The 17,008-nt window shown below is 66.2% G+C and carries 17 protein-coding genes and 1 tRNA gene; 6 read left to right on the top strand and 12 right to left on the bottom strand.

Annotated elements, in window-relative coordinates; all coding sequences use genetic code 11:
• The first annotated feature begins 110 nt into the window (after positions 1-110).
• Complete coding sequence (locus tag ACQY39_RS02210; RefSeq protein ID WP_428503265.1) at positions 111-830, top strand: YebC/PmpR family DNA-binding transcriptional regulator; 720 nt, start codon at positions 111-113, stop codon at positions 828-830.
• 12 nt (positions 831-842) lie between these two features.
• Here the strand turns inward: ACQY39_RS02210 and ctlX are convergent, their stop codons facing one another.
• A complete protein-coding gene (gene ctlX / locus ACQY39_RS02205; protein WP_428503264.1) occupies positions 843-1,823 on the bottom strand; it encodes a citrulline utilization hydrolase CtlX in 981 nt (326 codons plus the stop codon).
• Positions 1,824-1,971: 148 nt separating this feature from the next.
• On the opposite strand from ctlX, the gene ACQY39_RS02200 reads away from it, so the two are divergent.
• A complete protein-coding gene (locus ACQY39_RS02200) occupies positions 1,972-2,394 on the top strand; it encodes an Lrp/AsnC family transcriptional regulator (protein WP_428503263.1) in 423 nt (140 codons plus the stop codon).
• Positions 2,395-2,406: 12 nt separating this feature from the next.
• Here the strand turns inward: ACQY39_RS02200 and ACQY39_RS02195 are convergent, their stop codons facing one another.
• The 4 genes from ACQY39_RS02195 to ACQY39_RS02180 form a co-directional block, all read right to left on the bottom strand.
• Positions 2,407-3,138 (bottom strand): peptidase, encoded by a 732-nt coding sequence (locus ACQY39_RS02195; RefSeq protein ID WP_428503262.1) that lies wholly within the window; start codon positions 3,136-3,138, stop codon positions 2,407-2,409.
• 79 nt (positions 3,139-3,217) lie between these two features.
• The gene (locus ACQY39_RS02190; RefSeq protein ID WP_428503261.1) at positions 3,218-4,042 is read right to left on the bottom strand and encodes a transglutaminase family protein; all 825 of its coding nucleotides are present in this window, start codon (positions 4,040-4,042) and stop codon (positions 3,218-3,220) included.
• 129 nt (positions 4,043-4,171) lie between these two features.
• Complete coding sequence (locus ACQY39_RS02185; RefSeq protein ID WP_263518017.1) at positions 4,172-5,140, bottom strand: alpha-E domain-containing protein; 969 nt, start codon at positions 5,138-5,140, stop codon at positions 4,172-4,174.
• Position 5,141: 1 nt separating this feature from the next.
• A complete protein-coding gene (locus ACQY39_RS02180; protein WP_428503260.1) occupies positions 5,142-6,569 on the bottom strand; it encodes a circularly permuted type 2 ATP-grasp protein in 1,428 nt (475 codons plus the stop codon).
• Between the two features lie 224 nt (positions 6,570-6,793).
• On the opposite strand from ACQY39_RS02180, the gene ACQY39_RS02175 reads away from it, so the two are divergent.
• Positions 6,794-8,434 (top strand): mechanosensitive ion channel family protein, encoded by a 1,641-nt coding sequence (locus ACQY39_RS02175; RefSeq protein ID WP_428503259.1) that lies wholly within the window; start codon positions 6,794-6,796, stop codon positions 8,432-8,434.
• On the opposite strand, the gene ACQY39_RS02170 is transcribed toward ACQY39_RS02175, so the two are convergent.
• Positions 8,431-9,051 (bottom strand): hypothetical protein, encoded by a 621-nt coding sequence (locus ACQY39_RS02170; protein WP_428503258.1) that lies wholly within the window; start codon positions 9,049-9,051, stop codon positions 8,431-8,433. The two genes, ACQY39_RS02175 and ACQY39_RS02170, sit on opposite strands and share 4 nt — an antisense overlap.
• 255 nt (positions 9,052-9,306) lie before the next feature.
• Between ACQY39_RS02170 and ACQY39_RS02165 the strand changes: the two genes are divergently transcribed.
• Both ACQY39_RS02165 and ACQY39_RS02160 read left to right on the top strand, forming a co-directional pair.
• Positions 9,307-9,699, top strand: coding sequence for a BlaI/MecI/CopY family transcriptional regulator (locus ACQY39_RS02165; protein ID WP_428503257.1), 393 nt, complete (start codon positions 9,307-9,309; stop codon positions 9,697-9,699).
• Positions 9,692-11,122 carry a M56 family metallopeptidase gene (locus tag ACQY39_RS02160; RefSeq protein ID WP_428503256.1) on the top strand — a complete coding sequence of 477 codons (1,431 nt, stop codon included), beginning with the start codon at positions 9,692-9,694 and terminating at the stop codon, positions 11,120-11,122. Before ACQY39_RS02165 ends, ACQY39_RS02160 begins: the two co-directional genes overlap by 8 nt.
• A 2-nt stretch (positions 11,123-11,124) precedes the next feature.
• Here ACQY39_RS02160 and ACQY39_RS02155 read toward each other — a convergent pair whose 3' ends face one another.
• From ACQY39_RS02155 to ACQY39_RS02145, 3 genes are all read right to left on the bottom strand, one after another.
• Positions 11,125-13,992, bottom strand: a complete 2,868-nt coding sequence (locus ACQY39_RS02155) for a serine/threonine-protein kinase (RefSeq protein ID WP_428503255.1) — start codon at positions 13,990-13,992, stop codon at positions 11,125-11,127.
• Positions 13,993-14,081: 89 nt separating this feature from the next.
• Positions 14,082-14,156: transfer RNA gene (locus ACQY39_RS02150), tRNA-Arg, on the bottom strand.
• Between the two features lie 20 nt (positions 14,157-14,176).
• Positions 14,177-14,314, bottom strand: coding sequence for a hypothetical protein (locus ACQY39_RS02145; protein ID WP_428503254.1), 138 nt, complete (start codon positions 14,312-14,314; stop codon positions 14,177-14,179).
• On the opposite strand from ACQY39_RS02145, the gene ACQY39_RS02140 reads away from it, so the two are divergent.
• The gene (locus tag ACQY39_RS02140; protein WP_428503253.1) at positions 14,313-14,867 is read left to right on the top strand and encodes a c-type cytochrome; all 555 of its coding nucleotides are present in this window, start codon (positions 14,313-14,315) and stop codon (positions 14,865-14,867) included. The genes ACQY39_RS02145 and ACQY39_RS02140 overlap by 2 nt on opposite strands.
• Before the next feature lie 100 nt (positions 14,868-14,967).
• Here ACQY39_RS02140 and ACQY39_RS02135 read toward each other — a convergent pair whose 3' ends face one another.
• From ACQY39_RS02135 to ACQY39_RS02125, 3 genes are all read right to left on the bottom strand, one after another.
• A complete protein-coding gene (locus ACQY39_RS02135; protein ID WP_428503252.1) occupies positions 14,968-15,342 on the bottom strand; it encodes a DUF2845 domain-containing protein in 375 nt (124 codons plus the stop codon).
• A 79-nt stretch (positions 15,343-15,421) separates the two neighbouring features.
• Positions 15,422-15,955, bottom strand: coding sequence for a DUF2946 family protein (locus ACQY39_RS02130; protein WP_428503251.1), 534 nt, complete (start codon positions 15,953-15,955; stop codon positions 15,422-15,424).
• A gap of 24 nt (positions 15,956-15,979) precedes the next feature.
• The gene (locus tag ACQY39_RS02125) at positions 15,980-16,996 is read right to left on the bottom strand and encodes a YheT family hydrolase (protein ID WP_428503250.1); all 1,017 of its coding nucleotides are present in this window, start codon (positions 16,994-16,996) and stop codon (positions 15,980-15,982) included.
• Between the last annotated feature and the right edge of the window lie 12 nt (positions 16,997-17,008).

Here is a 17,008-nt window from a genome sequence, read left to right as displayed (position 1 = left end):
ACCGCTGCAGTGCCAAGCATGCAAATTTCGATACCGGGTGGCGCAGCTCACGCGTCCGCGACAATCGGGCCTGAGCCATCCCTTCGAAACAACAAAAAGGACCGAGCAACATGGGCGCACAGTGGAAAGCAAAGCACAAGGACTTGGCGTCCAATGCCAAAGGGCAGATCTTCGGCAAGCTGTCCAAGGAAATCCAGTTGGCCGCCAAGAGCGGTGCCGACGTTGACCTGAACCCGCGCCTGCGCATGGTCGTCGAGCAGGCCCGCAAGGCCTCCATGCCGCGCGAGACCCTGGAGCGCGCCATCAAGAAAGGCGCTGGTTTGCTCGGCGACGCAGTGCACTACGAGCGCGTCACTTACGAAGGCTTTGCCCCGCACCGCGTGCCGGTCATCGTGGAATGCCTGACCGACAACGTCAACCGCACGGTGTCCGAGATCCGCGTGCTTTTCCGCAAGGGCCAGCTGGGCGCTGCCGGTTCGGTGTCCTGGGACTTCAGCTATCTGGGCCTGATCGAGGCGAACCCGGCCCAGCCCGGTGCCGATGCCGAACTCGCCGCCATCGAGGCCGGCGCCCAGGACTTCGAGCTCGGCGAGGCGGATGAGGACGGCGAAGTGCCCCCCACGGTCTTCCTCAGCGACGCTGCCGATCTGGACCTGGTCTGCCGAGCCCTGCCGCAACATGGTTTCAATGTCGTCTCGGCCAAGCTGGGTTATCGGCCCAAGAACACCGTCAGCCTGAGCGGTGCCGAGCTGGAAGAGGTTGAGGCCTTCCTGGCCGCCATCGACGCGCACGACGATGTGCAAGAGGTGTACGTCGGCCTCGCTGGCTGAGAACGCAGCACTTCAGGCCGCGTCTTCTAGATGGGCCCGGCGTTCCAGGTGGACGCCGGCCAGCATGCAGCGCACCGAGCCGCCGGCCCGCTCTAGGGTTGGCACGGTCAAAGGCAACAGCGTGGCCGAGGCCCGGATCTGCGCCTTCTGCGCCGCGCTCAGGCTGGCCTCGGCACGGCTGGACAGGGCCAGCAGATGTTCGCCATCAGCGCTGCGCAGCTCCAGGGCATTGCCGGCAAATTCGCCGATCTGCTCAGGGCTGAGTTCGATCACCGTGCGCGGCCTGCCTGGCTGGCCAGCGAGGCTGGTGCGCAGGCGCTCGCGCTGACCGGCGTCGGGCACCAGGCTCAGGCCGACCAGGGCGAAATGCCGGGCCACGCAGAGCATCACATTGCTGTGATAGACCGGCAGGCCCAGCGCATCGTGGGCGTCGAAGATCTGGGCGCGGTAGCCCAGCTGGGCACAGACGGTGGCCAGCAAGCCTTCGTGAGTGCGCTTGGAGCGCGCCACCAAGGCGAGGCGCTGCTCGGCGTCCAGCACCATGGCGCCCGTCCCTTCGAGCGCAATGCCTTGTGCAGCCAGGCCGCTGTGGTCGATCACCCGGCGCACCAGGTATTCGCGCTGCAGCAGGGCCAGGATGTCCTCGCGCTGTTCGCGCCGGCGGTTGGGCGCGTGCATGGGATAGAGCAAGAGCGTGCCATCGGCATGGCTGCTGAACCAGTTGTTGGGAAAGACCGAGTCAGGCGTGTCGCGTTCGCCCCGGTCCTCGAACAGGTGCACGCGCAGGCCGGCCGAGCGCAGTGCCGCTACTGCGCGGCTGTGCTCGGCATGGGCTTGCATCGCCAGGCTCTCGGCATGAGACTCGGGCGCAGTGGCTTGCTGCTGGAAGCCGTTGTCGGCGGCGGTCTCAGGGTTGGGCCTGAAACAGTGCGGACGCACCATGACGAGGGCAGCTGGCGCCGGGCTACGGGGCAGTTTGGAAGCGAGAGACATGGCGGGCGTCGAATTCAAGGCAGGTGTCGAAGTGCCCAAATTCTTGGCCGCCGCCCCGCCAAACTGAAGCCAGCAAACTGATCAGTCTGCGCGGCAAGCCGTGCAATTTGTATAGTAGCCCTGAGCGTTTTGCTCTGCAGGAGCCGCCATGGATGACACCGACCGCCAACTGATCGCCCTCTTGCGTGAAGACGCCCGCCTACCCGTGGTGGCCTTGGCGCAGAAGCTGCGCGTGACGCGCGCGACGGTGCAGAACCGCCTGGCCCGGCTGCAGCGTGAAGGCCAGATCCTGGGCTACACCGTGCGGCTCAAGCCCGAGGTGGAGGCTGGGCGGGTGCGGGCCATGATGAGCATCGCGGTCGAGGGCAACCATGCCGCTGCCGTGCGCCGTACGCTTTGGGGCCATGCCCATGTGGTGGCTTTGCACACGACCAATGGCCGCTGGGACCTGATCGCCGAGCTGCGCGCCGATTCGCTCGAGGCCTTCGACAAGGTGCTCAACGGCATCCGGCAGATCGAGGGCATTGCCAACACCGAGACCAGCATCTTGCTGGCCACCGACAAAGCCTGAGCTGGCGAGCTCTCAGGCGAACCAGTCTTCGTCAGGCAGTTTGGCAAACACCCGCTTCAAACCTTCGCCCCAGCCGCGGCGCAGCTTGTTGAAGTAGGGGTCGTCGGCGGTGACGCGGTGCGGTGCGGCCGGTGCAAAGCTGTGGGCGCGGTAGAGCAGCATGTCGATGGGCAGGCCGACCGAGAGGTTGCTGCGTATGGTCGAGTCAAACGAGATCAGCGTGCACTTGGCCGCTTCCTTCAGCGAGGTGCCGGTGTTGATGACGCGGTCGATGATGGGCTTGCCGTACTTGGATTCGCCAATCTGGAAGTAGGGCGTGTCTTCGCAGGCTTCGATGAAGTTGCCCTGGGCGTAGACATGGAAAAGCCGAGGCTCCTCGCCGCGGATCTGGCCGCCGACGATGAAGTTGCCGCCGAAATCCACGCCCTGGCCCAGGCTTTGCGAATTGGCGTCGCGAGCGACGATTTCCTTGACCGTGCGCCCCACCAGCTCGGCCACGTCGTACATGGACTTGCGGTTCAGCAGATGCTCACCTTCATGCTCCAGGCGCTGCCGCAGCAGGCTGATCACGCTCTGCGTGGTGGCCAGGTTGCCGGCGCTCAGCAGCACGATCAGGCGCTCGCCGGGCGCTTCGAAGACATTCATCTTGCGGAAGGTGGCGATGTGGTCGACGCCCGCATTGGTGCGCGAGTCCGAGGCGAACAAGAGGCCGGCGTCGAGACGCATGGCAACGCAGTAGGTCATGGGGCAGCCGGGGGAATGTAAGGTTCAGGAGAACGGGGGCGCTGCGATTATCTCCGCTGCTTTCGCGCCCCGCCGCCGCTCATTGCTGAGGCGCAGGCGCGACCGACACCTGCACATTGGCCCGCAAGGCCTCGCTGCCGCCACCCAAGCGCATGCCGCGTACCGGGCAGGCGTCCAGGTAGTCGGCACCGATGGCCAGCTGGACATAGCGGCCGCCGGCCAGACATTGGTTGCTGACATCAAAGCCCAACCAGCCACCGCCCTCGGCGGCGCTGCCGGGCAGGCGCACCTCGGCCCAGGCGTGGCTGGCCACATGCTCGGTGTCTGCCGCCAGATAGCCGCTGACATAACGCGTTGGCACGCCGAGCAGACGGGCACAGGTTGCGAAGACCTGGGCATGGTCCTGGCAGACGCCCAGGCGCGCGGCAAAGGCCTCGGCGGCCGGCGTGGCAGCGTCGGTCGAGCCGGGGGTGTAGGGCATGTGGACCGCCAAGGCCTGCAGCATGGCCATCAAGCCTTCGCGCGCGTCGGCAGCCACGGCGGCGGCGTGGGCCGCAGCAAAGTCACGCAGGGCGGCATCGGCCTGGGTCAGGGGCGAGTCGCGCAGGAACACCTCGGGCGGGAAGCGGCCGTCCTGCGGGTCGGGCGTCGGCGGGCTGTCGTCGGTCTCGACCACGCCGCGGGCATAGAGGTGGATTTCGCTGTGCGGCCGGTCCAGGGCCAGCACATGCATGACATTGCCGTAGGCGTCCAGGCATCGGCTGGCCGCGCCCGGCAGGCTCAGGTCCCAGCTGAGCACCTTCTGCCGCGCACCCTCGCTCGGCGTCAGACGCAGATACTGGGTGCTCCGCTGCACGGGGTGCTGGTAGCGGTAGACCGTTTCGTGGTGGATGGCGAGGTGCATGGGGGGGGCAGGTGAACAGGTGAACAGGTGAATGGGTGAATGGGTGAAGGGTGAGAGGGCGTTGTCGCAGGTGCTGGCTTGGTATTCCCAAGTTCACTTATTCACCTGTTCACTCGTTCACCCCATGACTCAGTTCGCTTCCAGATAGGCCGCACGAATCGCATCGCTGAGCTCGGCCGACTCCTGCAGAAAGCCGGTCAGCCAGCGGTGCACGCCGGTGGCGAGGATTTCGCCGACCTCACCATACTCCAGGCTCAGGGCCAGGCGACCGGCCAGCTGCTTGACCTGGCGGCCGGCGTCCAGCGAGCCGCTGCGGGCCTCGATCTGCGGCAGGATGGCGCGGATCTCGTCGCAGCAGGCGCGCAGCGAGCGCGGCACATCAGGGCGCAGGATCAGCAGCTCGGTCACGCGCCGGCTGTCCAGCGCGTCGCGGTAGACGGCGTGGTAGGCCTCGAAGGCCGAGAGCGAGCGCAGCAGCGCGCTCCAGGCGTAGAAATCAGGCGCGCTTTCCTGGGGCACATCCACGGGCATCAGGCTGTCGACCGCAGGCTCGATCAGCTGCGACTTCACATCGAGCAGGCGGGCGGTGTTGTCGGCCCGTTCGATGAAGGTGCCCAGGCGGATGAAGCAGTAGGCATCGTTGCGCTGCAGGGTGCCGTAGGTGGCGCCGCGGAACAGGTGCGAGCGCTCCTTCACCCAGTCGAAGAAGCTGGAGACACTGGCGATGCCGCGCTTCGGGAACTCGCGTCCTTCCAGCCAGGTGCTGTTGATGGCCTCCCACATCTCGGCGGTGATCTGGCCGCGTACCGCATGGGCGTTCTCGCGCGCCGAGCGCAGGCAGCTGAGCACCGAGGCCGGGTTGTCCAGGTCCAGGGCCATGAAGTTGAACAGGCGCTCGGCTTCCAGCGGCTGCTGGCTGGCGGTGAAGGCTTCCAGCGTGCCGGTGACGGCCAGCGGTGCCGCCAACTCGGTCATGGCGCCACGCGACTGCGGCAGCAGGGACAGGGAATGGGTGACGTCCAGCATGCGCACGAGGTTCTCGGCGCGCTCGACATAGCGGCTCATCCAGTAGAGCTGGGCGGCGGTTCTCGACAGCATGTCAGTTCTCCAGGATCCAGGTGTCTTTGGTTCCGCCACCCTGGGACGAATTGACCACCAGGGAGCCTTGCTTCAAGGCGACGCGGGTCAGGCCGCCGGCCACCATATTGACCTCGCGGCCGGTCAGCACGAAGGGCCGCAGGTCGATGTGGCGCGGCGCGATGCCGGCCTCGACAAAAGTCGGGCAGCTGGACAGGCAGAGCGTGGGCTGGGCGATGTAGTTGGCCGGGTTGGACTTGACCCGCTCCTTGAACTCGGCCACTTCGGCCGCTGTCGAGGCTGGGCCGACCAGCATGCCGTAGCCGCCGGCGCCATGCACTTCCTTCACCACCAGCTCGGCCATGTGGTTCAGCACATGGTCCAGATCGGCCGGCTTGCGGCATTGCCAGGTCGGCACGTTGTGCAGGATGGGCTCTTCGCCGAGGTAGAAGCGGATCATGTCCGGCACATAGGGGTAGATGGACTTGTCGTCCGCCACGCCGGTGCCGATGGCATTGGCCAGGATCAGGTGACCCTGCTTGTAGACCGACAAGAGGCCCGGAACGCCTAACATCGAATCGGCACGGAAGGCGAGTGGGTCGAGGAAGGCATCGTCGATGCGGCGGTAGATCACGTCCACCCGCTTGGGGCCGACCGTGGTGCGCATATAGAGAAACTCGTCCTTGACGAACAGGTCCTGGCCCTCGACGAGCTCCACACCCATCTGCTGCGCCAGGAAAGCGTGCTCGAAGTAGGCGCTGTTGAAGGGTCCCGGTGTCAGCACCACCACGGTCGGGTTCTCGGCCACCGAGGCATGGCGCAAGGTGTTGAGCAGCAAGGTGGGGTAGTGGGCCACCGGCGCCACCGGGTATTTGGCGAAGAGCTCGGGAAAGAGCCGCATCATCATCTTGCGGTTTTCCAGCATGTAGCTGACGCCGCTGGGCACGCGCAGATTGTCTTCCAGCACGTAGTAGCCGCCGTCGGAGTGGCGGATCAGGTCGACGCCGGTGATGTGGGCGTAGATGCCATGCGGCAGGTCCAGGCCCTGCATGGCCGGCTGGTACTGGGCGTTGGCGAAGACCTGCTCGGCCGGCACCAGGCCGGCTTTGACGATGTCATGGTCGTGGTAGATGTCCCAGAGGAAGCGGTTCAGTGCATTGACGCGCTGGCGCAGACCGGCTTCCAGCATGCGCCACTCCTCGGCCGGCACGATGCGGGGCACGGTGTCGAAGGGGATCAGGCGCTCGGCGCCGGCTTCGTCGCCATAGACGGCGAAGGTGATGCCGACCTTGTGGAAGAGCAGGTCGGCCTCGGCCCGCTTCTTGGACAGGGCCTCGGGGGTCTGGGCATGCAACCAGTGCGCAAAGGACTGGTAGTGCGGCCGCAGGGCGCCGCTGGGCAGCAGCATCTCGTCGTAATGACCCGGGGCGGGCAGGGTGAGGGCGTGCATGGTGTCTCCGTGGCCAGTGCTGGCGATGAATGCAAGGGCTGTGCCTGATCCGGCTGGCGGCGCCGCCGCGGCCTGCTCCGGCTCAGCATGAACCTCTTTGGTGCCTGGCGCCAGCGAGACCGGTTTTGGTGCGTCCGCCTTGCGACAGATTGGTGCGCGCCTGGCGATATGCTTGCCGCGCCAGCCGCGTGCTGGTTGTCCATCCGCTGAGGGAGCGTCGTCGCATGCGCATGTCATTGATGTCTGTGTTCGGCTCCGGGGTCCTGGCCCTGCTGCTGGCGATTTCGGCGGGGTCCTCGCGTGCCCAGGCGCTGGCGGCTGAAGCGGCTGCCTCGGCGGCGCCGACCCACGCGCCGGTGCAGATCCTGAACCGCCGCATCGCCGAGTACCGTGCGCCGTTTTTGGGCGTCAGTCCCGCGGAGCGGGCGCGCCGCACCCATCTGTACATGAACGAGGTGCTGGCCCGGTCGGGGCCTGGCGTGGTGCTGGTGCGCAAGGAGGGACAGGGTCAGGTCTTGATGCTGGACGGCGAAATGGCCTTGATCCTGACGCCCGAGGATGTCGACGTGGCGAGTGGCGCCACGCTCGACAGCACTGTGGCCCATGCCAAGCGCCAGCTGGAGCTCGTGATCGCCGAGACGCGCGAAAGCCGTGACCAGTCGCGCCTTTGGCATGCTGCCTTGGTCAGTTTGGCGGGCAGCCTGGTGTTTGCCGGACTGGTCTGGGCCGTGCGGCGCGGCCAGAGGGCGCTCGATGCGCGTCTGGCCGCCCAGATGGCGCAGCGCAGTGGCGCCTTGCATCTGGCCGGCACGCCGCTGCTGCAGCGGGACAAGCTCTTGAGTTTCAGTCACTGGCTGGTGCTGGGCTTGAGCTGGAGCCTGATTGCCCTGCTCAGCTACGAGTGGCTGAGCCTGGTGCTGAGCCAGTTCCCCTATACACGCCCTTGGGGCGAGCAACTCAGCGCCTACCTGCTCCAGGTGCTGGTGAAGATCGGCGGCGGCATGTTGCGCGCCTTGCCCGACCTCTTCATCGCCCTGATTATTTTTGGCATGGCGCGTGCGGCGACCGGCATGCTCAAGCCGGTGTTCGACCGCATCGAGGCCGGCGAGGCCAGCTTGGGCTGGATGGACTGCGACACCGTGCGGCCCTCGCGCCGCATCATCAACACCGGCATCTGGTTGTTTGCTCTGGTGATGGCGTATCCCTACCTGCCCGGTTCAGGCAGCGAGGCTTTCAAGGGCATGTCGGTGCTGCTGGGTCTGATGATTTCGCTGGGCGCCTCCAGCATCGTCGGTCAGGGTGCCAGCGGCCTGATTCTGATGTTTTCGCGGACCATACGCGTCGGGGAGTATGTGCGGGTGCAGGAGCATGAGGGCACCATCACCGAGCTGGGCATGTTCACCACCCGCATCCGCACCGGCCTGGGCGAGGAACTGACCCTGCCCAATTCTCTGGTCATGGGTTCGGTCACCAAGAACTATTCCCGTGCCGTTGATGGCAGCGGTTATGTGGTCGACACCACGGTGACGATTGGCTACGACACGCCCTGGCGCCAGGTTGAGGCCATGCTGCTGGAAGCGGCGCGGCGCACGCCAGGGGTGCTGGATGCGCCACCGGCGCGGGTGTTCCAGACCGCGCTTTCGGACTTCTACCCCGAGTACCGCCTGGTCTGCCAGGCCGTGCCCAGCCAGCCTCGCCCGCGTGCCGAGGTGCTCAGCAATCTGCACGCCCACATCCAGGATGTGTTCAACGAGTACGGCGTGCAGATCATGTCGCCCCACTACCGCAGCGACCCGGCCAGCCCCAAGTTCGTGCCGCGCAGCGCCTGGTTCAGCGCGCCGGCTAAATCCGAGCCCAGGCCTTAGGTGGCCTGAATGCCGCGTGGCTCGTCCTGCAGCACGCTGTAGATGGTGTCGTCGTCACTGACCAACAGCTGGCGCGCCAGGCGCTGGCGGCCCAGACTCAGCGCAGCGCCGATGGCCAGCAGCAGGCTGGCGCCATAGAGCGCCATGAAGCCGGGGTAGAGCAAGACGATGGCCAGGGGCTTGGCCACGCCCAGGAACGCAGCGAACAGCCATGAGGCGCTGCTGATGCCACCCAGCAGGGCCGGCAGGCCGGCGGCCTTCTGTGGCTCGTCCTGGGGCGAGGCCAGCAGAGGGAAGGCCCAGCGGTGCAGGGCCCAGCCGTTGAGGGTCAGCACCAAGACCACGCTGAGCTTGGCCAGCAGCTTGGGCTTGTCCAGCATGACGGCCGGATCGAAGCCGGTGTCGATGCCGATCAGCCCAAGACCGGAAATCCAGAGTGCCAGCAAGGCCCAGCTGACCAGGCGCGTGGATTTCTGCAAGAGCAGCCGATCGACGCGCTTGGGCATGAAGATGGCGACATCGCCGAGAACCACGCCGGCGGCTGCGGCAAAGCAGGCCAGCACATGGGTGTACAGCGCCAGCATGCGCAGCAGGGCCGAGGTTTCCAGGAGTTCCACGAGCATTCCCTTCCCTGGGGTGTCAAGTATCTACAACTGCGTGCCTGTCAACCCTTATCTTGTGGATGTGACTTTGTTCACGCTTGGGGCGCGAGTCTATGTGGGCTCTGTGACACCCGCATATCAGGGCTTGCCAGGGGTGTCAGATGTTGCTATGGCGCACCTGGGGAAAAACAGGCCAAGCAAAAAAACTGCTTGACGCCGTCGATTACGCGAGTAAACATTCGCCATCGTTTACAAAAGTAATCAATCCTCATGAGCCCGCCAGATCAAGCCGCGACGACGAGCATTTCCGAGGCCGAAGCCCAGGTGATGGAGGTGCTCTGGCAGCGCCATCCACAGAGCACGGATGAAATCGCTCAAGCCCTGGTCGAGCGCCAAGACTGGCAGTTGGCCACCATCAAGACCCTCGTCAACCGCCTGTTCAACAAAGGCGCCATCAGCGCCGAGAAGGACGGCCGGCGCTATCTCTACAGCCCCGTGCTGCAGCGCGAGAGCTGGCTCAGTGCGCAGAGCATGGGGCTGCTGGACCGCTTGTTTCAAGGCCGCTTGACGCCGCTGGTCGCGCACTTCTCGGCCCAGCGCAAGCTCGACGCCGCCGAGTTGAAGGCGCTCAAGCAGCTGATCCAGGACTATGAAAATGACTGAGGCCCAAGACCTGGCCCCGATGTTCTCGTGGCTGTTGCCCAGGCTGGGCGTGCAAACGTTGATGCTCAGCGGCATGATCTTGCTGCTGTGGCTGCTTCGGCCGGCACTGCTGCGTCTGCTGGGCGCCGGTGCCAGCTATGCGGCCTGGCTGGCCCTGCCCTTGGTCTTGCTGGCGCAGGCCCTGCCCAGTTCCGAGGCCTGGAGCCCGACCGTGGTCCTCCGCCTGAAGGCCCAGGCCTTGGGCACTTGGAGCGAGGCTTTGCCCGCGTGGCCTGGCATGCCCGAGGGCGCCACAGCTAGTGCGAGCTTGGGAATGCAGGCCTGGCTGTGCCTGTTCTGGCTGCTCGGAACCCTGCTGTGCCTGGGCTTGCTGGCCCTTCGGCACGCTCAGTTGCTGCGGCGGCTACGCTTTGATGCGGTGGCGGGCTGCTGGCGCTCGCCGGCCGGCACCGGCCCGGCCCTGGTCGGCCTGCTGCGTCCGCGCCTGTGCCTGGCCGAGGATTTCGAGGCCTGTTTCAGCCCGGCCGAGCAGGCCTTGATCCTGGCTCACGAGGGCGTGCACCAGAGCCGGCGCGACAACCTCAGCCAGCTGCTGGCCAGCCTGCTTTGCGCCCTGCACTGGTTCAACCCGCTGGCCTGGCGGGGCCTGCGCCGCCTGCGCGCCGACCAGGAACTGGCCTGCGATGCCCGCGTGCTGCAGCAGCAACCGCGCAGCGCCTTGGCGCTCTACGCCAGCGCTTTGCTCAAGGCCCAGGACCTGCAGTCCCTGACGCCGAGTTCCCATGGCAGTACCTTGGCCTGCAGCTGGCAGGCCCAACACCCTTTGCTGGAGAGAGTTCATATGCTGAAAGACCACCACCGCCTGCCCCAGTGGCGCCGCCGCCTGGCCCTGGCACTGACCCTCTCGCTCAGCCTCGGCAGTGCCGGCCTGGTTCATGCCCTGAAGCCTGGGGTGGAGGCTGCGGCGAAAAAGCCGAGCGTGCCGCCGGTGCAGGCGGGCTATCACTTGATCGAGATCGATGCTGACCTGAGCTTGGACGGCAAGTTGCAGCGAGCTTTGCGCGTGACGACTCAGCAGTCGAACTGGCAATGGCTGCATAGCAGCAAGGCGGAAGAGAAGGCCAGCCCGAACTCTTGGTTGATCCGCGTTCAGCCCACCACCCTGCCTGGCGATAGCTTTCGTCTCGATTTGGTCGTCCTGCGTGGTGACCTCGATGCGCCCGAAGCCAAGGGTGAGGGCTGGCACGGCAATCTCCGCGTGGTCGCCAAGCCAGCCCTGATCGTCAAGAGCGGTGAACCTGCCCGTATCGAAGTCAGCGATGACAAGGATGGCCAAGTTCTGCGCCTGGATCTCAACACCCACTGGCTCCTGGCGGAGAGCCCGTACATCGTGAAGCCGGTGGTGGATCGCCCGGCGCTCTGAACTCAAACGCCGAGAAACGCCGCGCCCAACGAGGCCCGCGGCTTGGGCAGGGGCTTGCCAGCCTTGATCCAGGCCTGCAGCCCGCTGCTCAGGCTGTCCAGCGGGTGGCCGCTGGCCAGGGTGGCGGGGCGGCGTGTGAGAGCGCGCTCCAGGCTGGCCTGGGCGGCTTGAGCCTCGCCCAGCAGCAGCTGGGTGTAAGCCAGATCCAGATGAGCTGACCAGCTGAAAGCGCTGGCCGGGTCGGTGTTGGCCTCAAGGGCGGCTACGCGCTTCTCCTGCAAGCTGCGGCTGCGAACCAGATCGCCCTGGCCGCGCGCGAGCTGTGCTTCCACCATCAGCAGGCGCGACTTGCCCTTGGCCTCGCGTCGGTCTTTGGTCTCAATGGACTGCATGGAGAGTTCGGCCAGCGCGGTCTCGTCGTAAGCCAGGGCCACCTCGGCCAGGTCGAGGGCGACTCCGCTGCGCTGCCTCGCGGTGAAGCTGCTGTTCTGGCGTAGGCGATCGAGCAACTGCATCAGCTCCTGCCGCAGCGGAGCCGGCATGGCGTTTTCTCTGCGCGGGCTGGGCGGCTGTTGGCCGCCTGCAGTCTGCAACTGGTGGCGGGTCCGTGCCAGCAAGGCCATGCTGAGCAGGCGCAGCTGTGAACTCTCGGGCCAGGCCTTCTCGCGTGCGGACCTTTCGACCAAGGCCTGCAGCTCGCGCTGTGCGTCTCCGTACTGGCCGCGCGCGAGGAAGTACTCGTTGATGAAGCTGCGATGCTCCAGAAAGCTCAGGCCATTGCCCGGGCCCAGCACCCGGTTCATGTCTTCCACCAGGGTGCGGTGGGTGCTGAGCGCACCGTCGAACTGGTTCAGGCGCAGCAAATCGGTCAGGTGGTTCTGGCGGATCACCAGCATCTGCATGGCCAGCTTGGGGTCGCGCGTGTCCCAGAGGTCGCGTGTGCCTTCCAGCGCGGCCAGTGCTTCGCGCGGCCGGCCTTGCTCGTTGCGCAGCACGCGCAGATTGTTCAGATAGTCGGCGCGCTCCAAGGCGCCACCCGGGTGCAGGCGCTGCTGCAGGGCGCCACTCTGGGTCAGGATGCGCTCGGCATCATCCAAGCGGCCCAGGTGCATGGCGTTCGCAGCCAGCACCTGCAGGGTCAGGCTGTGCGGCTCGGAGACCTCGCCGAATGTCTTGACGATGGCGCCGAGCTGGGGCTCCAGCAACTTCATCGATTCGACATGGTGGCCGCTGATCTGCCACAGCCAGGCCTGCCCCAGCTGGGCTTTCAGGGCCTCGGGCGTGCCCTCCCCATGGCGCTCCAGCGCCAACTTCAGCCATTGCTCGGCGAGCGGGAATGCGGCATCGAAATGGTTGAGTGCTGCATAGGTGTTGCTCAAGACCTCGAGCAGGCGCAGTCGGGTGTCCGGGTCATCCGCAAATTTCTGCGGCAGCTCGGCACGGCTTTCATTGAGCAGCTGTAACACCGTCGGCCATTGGCCGCCATGGGCTTCCGGTGTGGCCGATGCCAGCAGGTCCGTCAGATAACGGGTCACATGGTCGGACTGGCGAGCCGAGCGCTCGGCTCGCTGCCATTGCCAGGTGGCTGCACCCAAACCGAGGCTCAGACTCAACACCACCAGGGCCGTGGCGCCAGCCAGGACGGCATGGCGGCGCAGCAGCAGGCGGCTGCGATGGCGCCAGTCCTCGCTCCGCACACTGACTGGCCGGTGCTCCAGCCAGGCCTGCAAATCGTTGATCAGCTCGCGCACACTGCCGTAGCGGTCGGCCGGACGTTTGCGCAGGGCTTTGCTGACCACGGCCTCCAGGTCGCCCTGGGCCAGCTTGGCATCCATCGGCGCCCCCGGGCTGAGTGGGTCCTGCAGGCCTCCGCCGTGCTCGTCTTTCTGGTTCAGTCGCCGAGGCTCGTCGTGCAGCAAGGCATGCTCGCTGGCCGCCCTTTTGCTGCCGCGCGGCGCGAAGGGCAGGCGGCCGCTCAGCAGCTCAAACAGCATCACCCCGAGGGCGAAGACGTCAGCGCGGGTGTCGATCGCTTCGCCCAGCACCTGCTCCGGCGCGGCATAGTTCAGCGTCAGGCTGAGGCCGGCTTGGCGGGTCAGGTCGTGGTTGCCCTTGTCTTCCAGCAGAGAGGCGATGCCGAAGTCGAGCAGCTTGGGCTGACCATCGGCCATCACCAGCACATTGGAGGGCTTGAGGTCTCGGTGCACCACCAGTTGGGCGTGGGCATGGTCCACGGCCTCGGCCACGCGAATCAGCAGCTGCACACGTTCGCGCACGCCCGGGCAATGTTCGCGAACATGGGCGTCCAGCGCTTGGCCGGACACATGCTCCAGCACCAGATAGGCCTGGCCCTCTTCGCCGATGCCGGCGTCGAGCAGGCGCGCGATGGCCGGGTGGTTGAGGCGGCCCAGCAAGGCCCGCTCACGAGCAAAACGGGCGCTCAACTGACGGGCGTCGAGATCGCTGCGCAGCAGCTTGATGGCTGCCTTCGCCTGATACAGGCCGTCGCCGCGCTCCGCCAACCAGACTTCGCCCATGCCGCCCTGGCCAATCCGCTCGAGCAAGCACCAAGCGCCCAGCCGGGGTCGTGGCGGTGGCTGCGGTGTGGTGGGGGTGGCCGTGTGCGTCGGCTCCGATGTGACCGGGGTCTTGGTGGGCGACTCAGGCGCAACAGCAGTAGCGGCCCGTCGCGTCACATTGGCGCTGGGCAGGGTGGCGTCATTGGCGAGCAGGTCGGCCACTTGGCGGGCCAAGGCGGCGTCTTCCTGATGCAGGCGTTCCAGCCATGCAATGCGGGCGGCGGCGCTGAGATCCAGCGCCTCATGGAGCAGAGCGGATAAGCGTTGCCACTGAGCGCGGTCTGCAGACATGGTGATGGAGGAGCGGGGCTGTTGCGTGAATCAGCGGGCTCAGCACCATCAGGCAGCCGGATGGCGGGGTGCGGGAAGAAGAGTCCCGGTGGTGCGACCGGCAAGAATCGAACTTGCGCCTAAGCCTTCGGAGGGCCCAATGATATCCACTTCACCACGGTCGCCGGGAGCGCGCATTCTAACCTCAGTGGCTGGCAGCTCCGTGATCACGCTCAATGCTTGCCCAGGCTCCGGGGTCGGCGACGATATAATCTGACGGTTTTGCGTCCGGTGATTTGCCGGGCAGCGCATCTTCCCTTGCCGACGCCAACGAGGATTTCATGAGCGGAAACCAGAATCACGCACACGAGCACGATCATGCTGACGAAGCCCATGAAGGCCCGATCAAGACGCCCACGCAGCTGGCCTGGGCCGTGTTCTTCGCCTTTGTCGTGCCCATCATCGTGATCATCATGCTGGCCAACTACGTGACGGCCGACAGCAAGCCATCGGCCGGCACCGAGGCCCTGGAAGCCCAAGCCGTGGCGGCCCGCATCCAGCCGGTCGGCGCGATCGAGTTGAAGGACTTGAACAATGTCGCAGCGCTCAAGACCGGCGAACAAGTGTTCCAGGCCCAATGCGCGGCCTGTCACGCCACCGGCGCAGCGGGCGCTCCCAAGCTCGGCGATGAAGCCGCCTGGGGCCCGCGCCTGAAGACCGGTTACGAAGCGCTGCTGAATTCGGCACTCAAGGGCAAGGGTGCCATGGGCGCTCAAGGCGGCGGTGATTTCAGCGACTTCGAAATCGCCCGCGCGGTGGTTTACTTGTCCAACCAGGGCGGTGCCAAGTTCGACGAACCCAAGGCTCCGGCCGCTGCTGCTTCGGCTGCAAACTGAGCCAGGCTCCACTCGCTGAAAACCGGCCCTCAGGCCGGTTTTTTTGTGCCCGCTCCTCTGATGTGTCGATGCCAGACCGAGGCATGGCAGGGGCCGAGCTTCAGCTGCCGTAGCCGATGTCCTTCACGGACATCAAGCGCCCGTCTTCAAAGACCAGCAATTGCATGAACTGGTTGGGGCCGAAGTTGTAGATCCATTCTTCGATCTGGACCTGCACTTCGCGCTCGATCTCGACCTGGCTGCCGGGTGGCAGATTCGGTCCCGCGGGCGCTGGTACCCGTATGCGCACGATGCGGCGGTCGATGCGCTGCTCCTTATTGCTCGGCTGCCCACATTTGCGCTGCACCTCGAACTTGGGCATGCCGGCGTCGATGACATAGGAGTTGCAGCGGAAGGCCCAGGCCGAGGGGGCCAGCAGCAGGGCGCCTATGGCCAGGGCACAGAGCTTGGGCACGATCTGGCTTGTTTTTTTCATGCGAGGCCTTTGAGCAGCAATGCTCCTGAACGTCGCATCCTGAGGGCGGGTTGACTCGCCCGGGCCACAGCAGGAGGGCTCAGTCGGCAGCGGGCGCCAGTACGATGCCGAACTGTTGCAACAAGGTTGCGTGGCTGCGGACCTCGGGCACCCACAAGCCTTGCTCGACCGCTTGCGCCGCCCAGTCCATGTCCAGGCTGTGCACCAGGCCCAGGCCAAGCGGCGTGCTCAGAAACAGGCGGTCCTGTTCGTCGAGCCAGACTCCGCTGACCGTGCTGCTCAAGCCGGTGTGGCTGCGCACTGTCGATGGTGTGGCCAGCGCATCGCCGTCCAGACGCCAGATCCAGGGGGCGGCCTCCAGTTGCAGATAGACGCGCTGAGGGCCGTTCTGGAAGAACCAGGCGCCGCGCTCGTCGGCGGCGTAGTTGCGCTCGATGAATTCGCGCAGTTTTTCATGTGTGACTCGGCTGCCTTTGACTTGCGGACAGGGCCCGGCCGCCTGGCAGCGCTCGTCGCGCATAAACCAGTTGCCGCGCGCATCCAGGGCCAGCCAGCCATAGCAGTGCGGAACGTTGGGCCACTTCTTCAGGGCCGCTTCGACGATGGCATCCATGGCCCCAGTGTAGGGGTGGGGCTCTCAGAGCGCCTGAGCCAGCCAGTCGCAGACCTGCTCGGGCATGGTGAAAACTTCACCGGGCGGCTTGCCGTGGGTGAAGCCGACATGGCCGCCATGAGCCGGCTGCCAGAGGCGCACGAAGGAGCCGACGTCTTGCTGCCGCGGCAGGCAGTGCGCCGGTACAAAGGGGTCGTTGCGGGCATTGATCAGCAGGGCTGGGATGCCGATGCGCTTCAGATGGGGTTTGGCCGAGGCGCGGGCCCAGTAGTCCTCGGTGTTGCGAAAGCCGTGCAAGGGCGCGGTGAAGAGGTTGTCGAACTCGTACAGGTCGCGCGCGGCGCGCAGGCGTTCGCCGTCAAACAGGCCCGGGTGCTGTTCCAGCTTGCGCAAGGCCTTGGGCACCATGCTGCGCAGAAACATGCGGGTGTAGACCAGGCGGCTGAAGCCCCGTCCGATGGCCCGGCCCGAGGCCGCCAGGTCGATCGGCGAACAGATGGCGCAGACCGCGCGTGCCGTGGTGGCGGCGCTTTGGCCGGCTTCTTCGGCCCAGCGCAGCAAGGCATTGCCGCCCAGGGAGACGCCGGCGGCCAGCACCGGGCCGCCATGCTGCTGCTTGCAACGGGCCAGCATCCAGCCGATCTCTTCGAAGTCGCCCGAGTGGTAGGCCCGCGGTGCTAAGTTCATCTCGCCCGAACAGCCGCGGAAATGCGGCAGGGCGCAAGCCCAGCCGCGCGAGCGGGCCACGGTGGCGAAGGCTTGCGCGTACTGGCTTTGTGAGCTGCCTTCCAGGCCGTGAAACAGCACCAGCAGTGGCGGCACGCGCTCATCGCTCGCACCGGGGTGGGCCAAAAAGCTACCGGCCGGTGCTTCGGGCGGCGCGTAGTTCAGCCAGTCGACATCGACGAAGTCCCCGTCCGGCGTGTCCCAGCGCTGGCGCTGGAAGCGCAGCTCGGGGCCACCCTTGTGGCGGGCATAGAGGGCGGACCAGATGGTCTGGGCGTGGCCGCCGGGCAGCCAGCGCGGCGCGGAATACTGCATCGTTCGCGGCGC

It is taken from the genome of Roseateles sp., assembly GCF_965262435.1.
Lineage (GTDB): Bacteria > Pseudomonadota > Gammaproteobacteria > Burkholderiales > Burkholderiaceae_C > Paucibacter_A.
Note: the sequence above shows the minus strand (reverse complement) of the source record. Positions and strands in the feature narration are given on the sequence as shown.

Coding starts and splice junctions, on each gene's coding strand:
- ctlX (WP_428503264.1), bottom strand. CDS start 1,823: ATGTCTCTCGCTTCCAAACTGCCCCGTAGCCCGGCGCCAGCTGCCCTC.
- ACQY39_RS02130 (WP_428503251.1), bottom strand. CDS start 15,955: ATGGATGCCATCGTCGAAGCGGCCCTGAAGAAGTGGCCCAACGTTCCG.
- ACQY39_RS02140 (WP_428503253.1), top strand. CDS start 14,313: ATGAGCGGAAACCAGAATCACGCACACGAGCACGATCATGCTGACGAA.
- ACQY39_RS02185 (WP_263518017.1), bottom strand. CDS start 5,140: ATGCTGTCGAGAACCGCCGCCCAGCTCTACTGGATGAGCCGCTATGTC.
- ACQY39_RS02180 (WP_428503260.1), bottom strand. CDS start 6,569: ATGCACGCCCTCACCCTGCCCGCCCCGGGTCATTACGACGAGATGCTG.
- ACQY39_RS02125 (WP_428503250.1), bottom strand. CDS start 16,996: ATGCAGTATTCCGCGCCGCGCTGGCTGCCCGGCGGCCACGCCCAGACC.
- ACQY39_RS02175 (WP_428503259.1), top strand. CDS start 6,794: ATGCGCATGTCATTGATGTCTGTGTTCGGCTCCGGGGTCCTGGCCCTG.
- ACQY39_RS02210 (WP_428503265.1), top strand. CDS start 111: ATGGGCGCACAGTGGAAAGCAAAGCACAAGGACTTGGCGTCCAATGCC.
- ACQY39_RS02190 (WP_428503261.1), bottom strand. CDS start 4,042: ATGCACCTCGCCATCCACCACGAAACGGTCTACCGCTACCAGCACCCC.
- ACQY39_RS02155 (WP_428503255.1), bottom strand. CDS start 13,992: ATGTCTGCAGACCGCGCTCAGTGGCAACGCTTATCCGCTCTGCTCCAT.
- ACQY39_RS02145 (WP_428503254.1), bottom strand. CDS start 14,314: ATGAAATCCTCGTTGGCGTCGGCAAGGGAAGATGCGCTGCCCGGCAAA.
- ACQY39_RS02165 (WP_428503257.1), top strand. CDS start 9,307: ATGAGCCCGCCAGATCAAGCCGCGACGACGAGCATTTCCGAGGCCGAA.
- ACQY39_RS02160 (WP_428503256.1), top strand. CDS start 9,692: ATGACTGAGGCCCAAGACCTGGCCCCGATGTTCTCGTGGCTGTTGCCC.
- ACQY39_RS02200 (WP_428503263.1), top strand. CDS start 1,972: ATGGATGACACCGACCGCCAACTGATCGCCCTCTTGCGTGAAGACGCC.
- ACQY39_RS02195 (WP_428503262.1), bottom strand. CDS start 3,138: ATGACCTACTGCGTTGCCATGCGTCTCGACGCCGGCCTCTTGTTCGCC.
- ACQY39_RS02135 (WP_428503252.1), bottom strand. CDS start 15,342: ATGAAAAAAACAAGCCAGATCGTGCCCAAGCTCTGTGCCCTGGCCATA.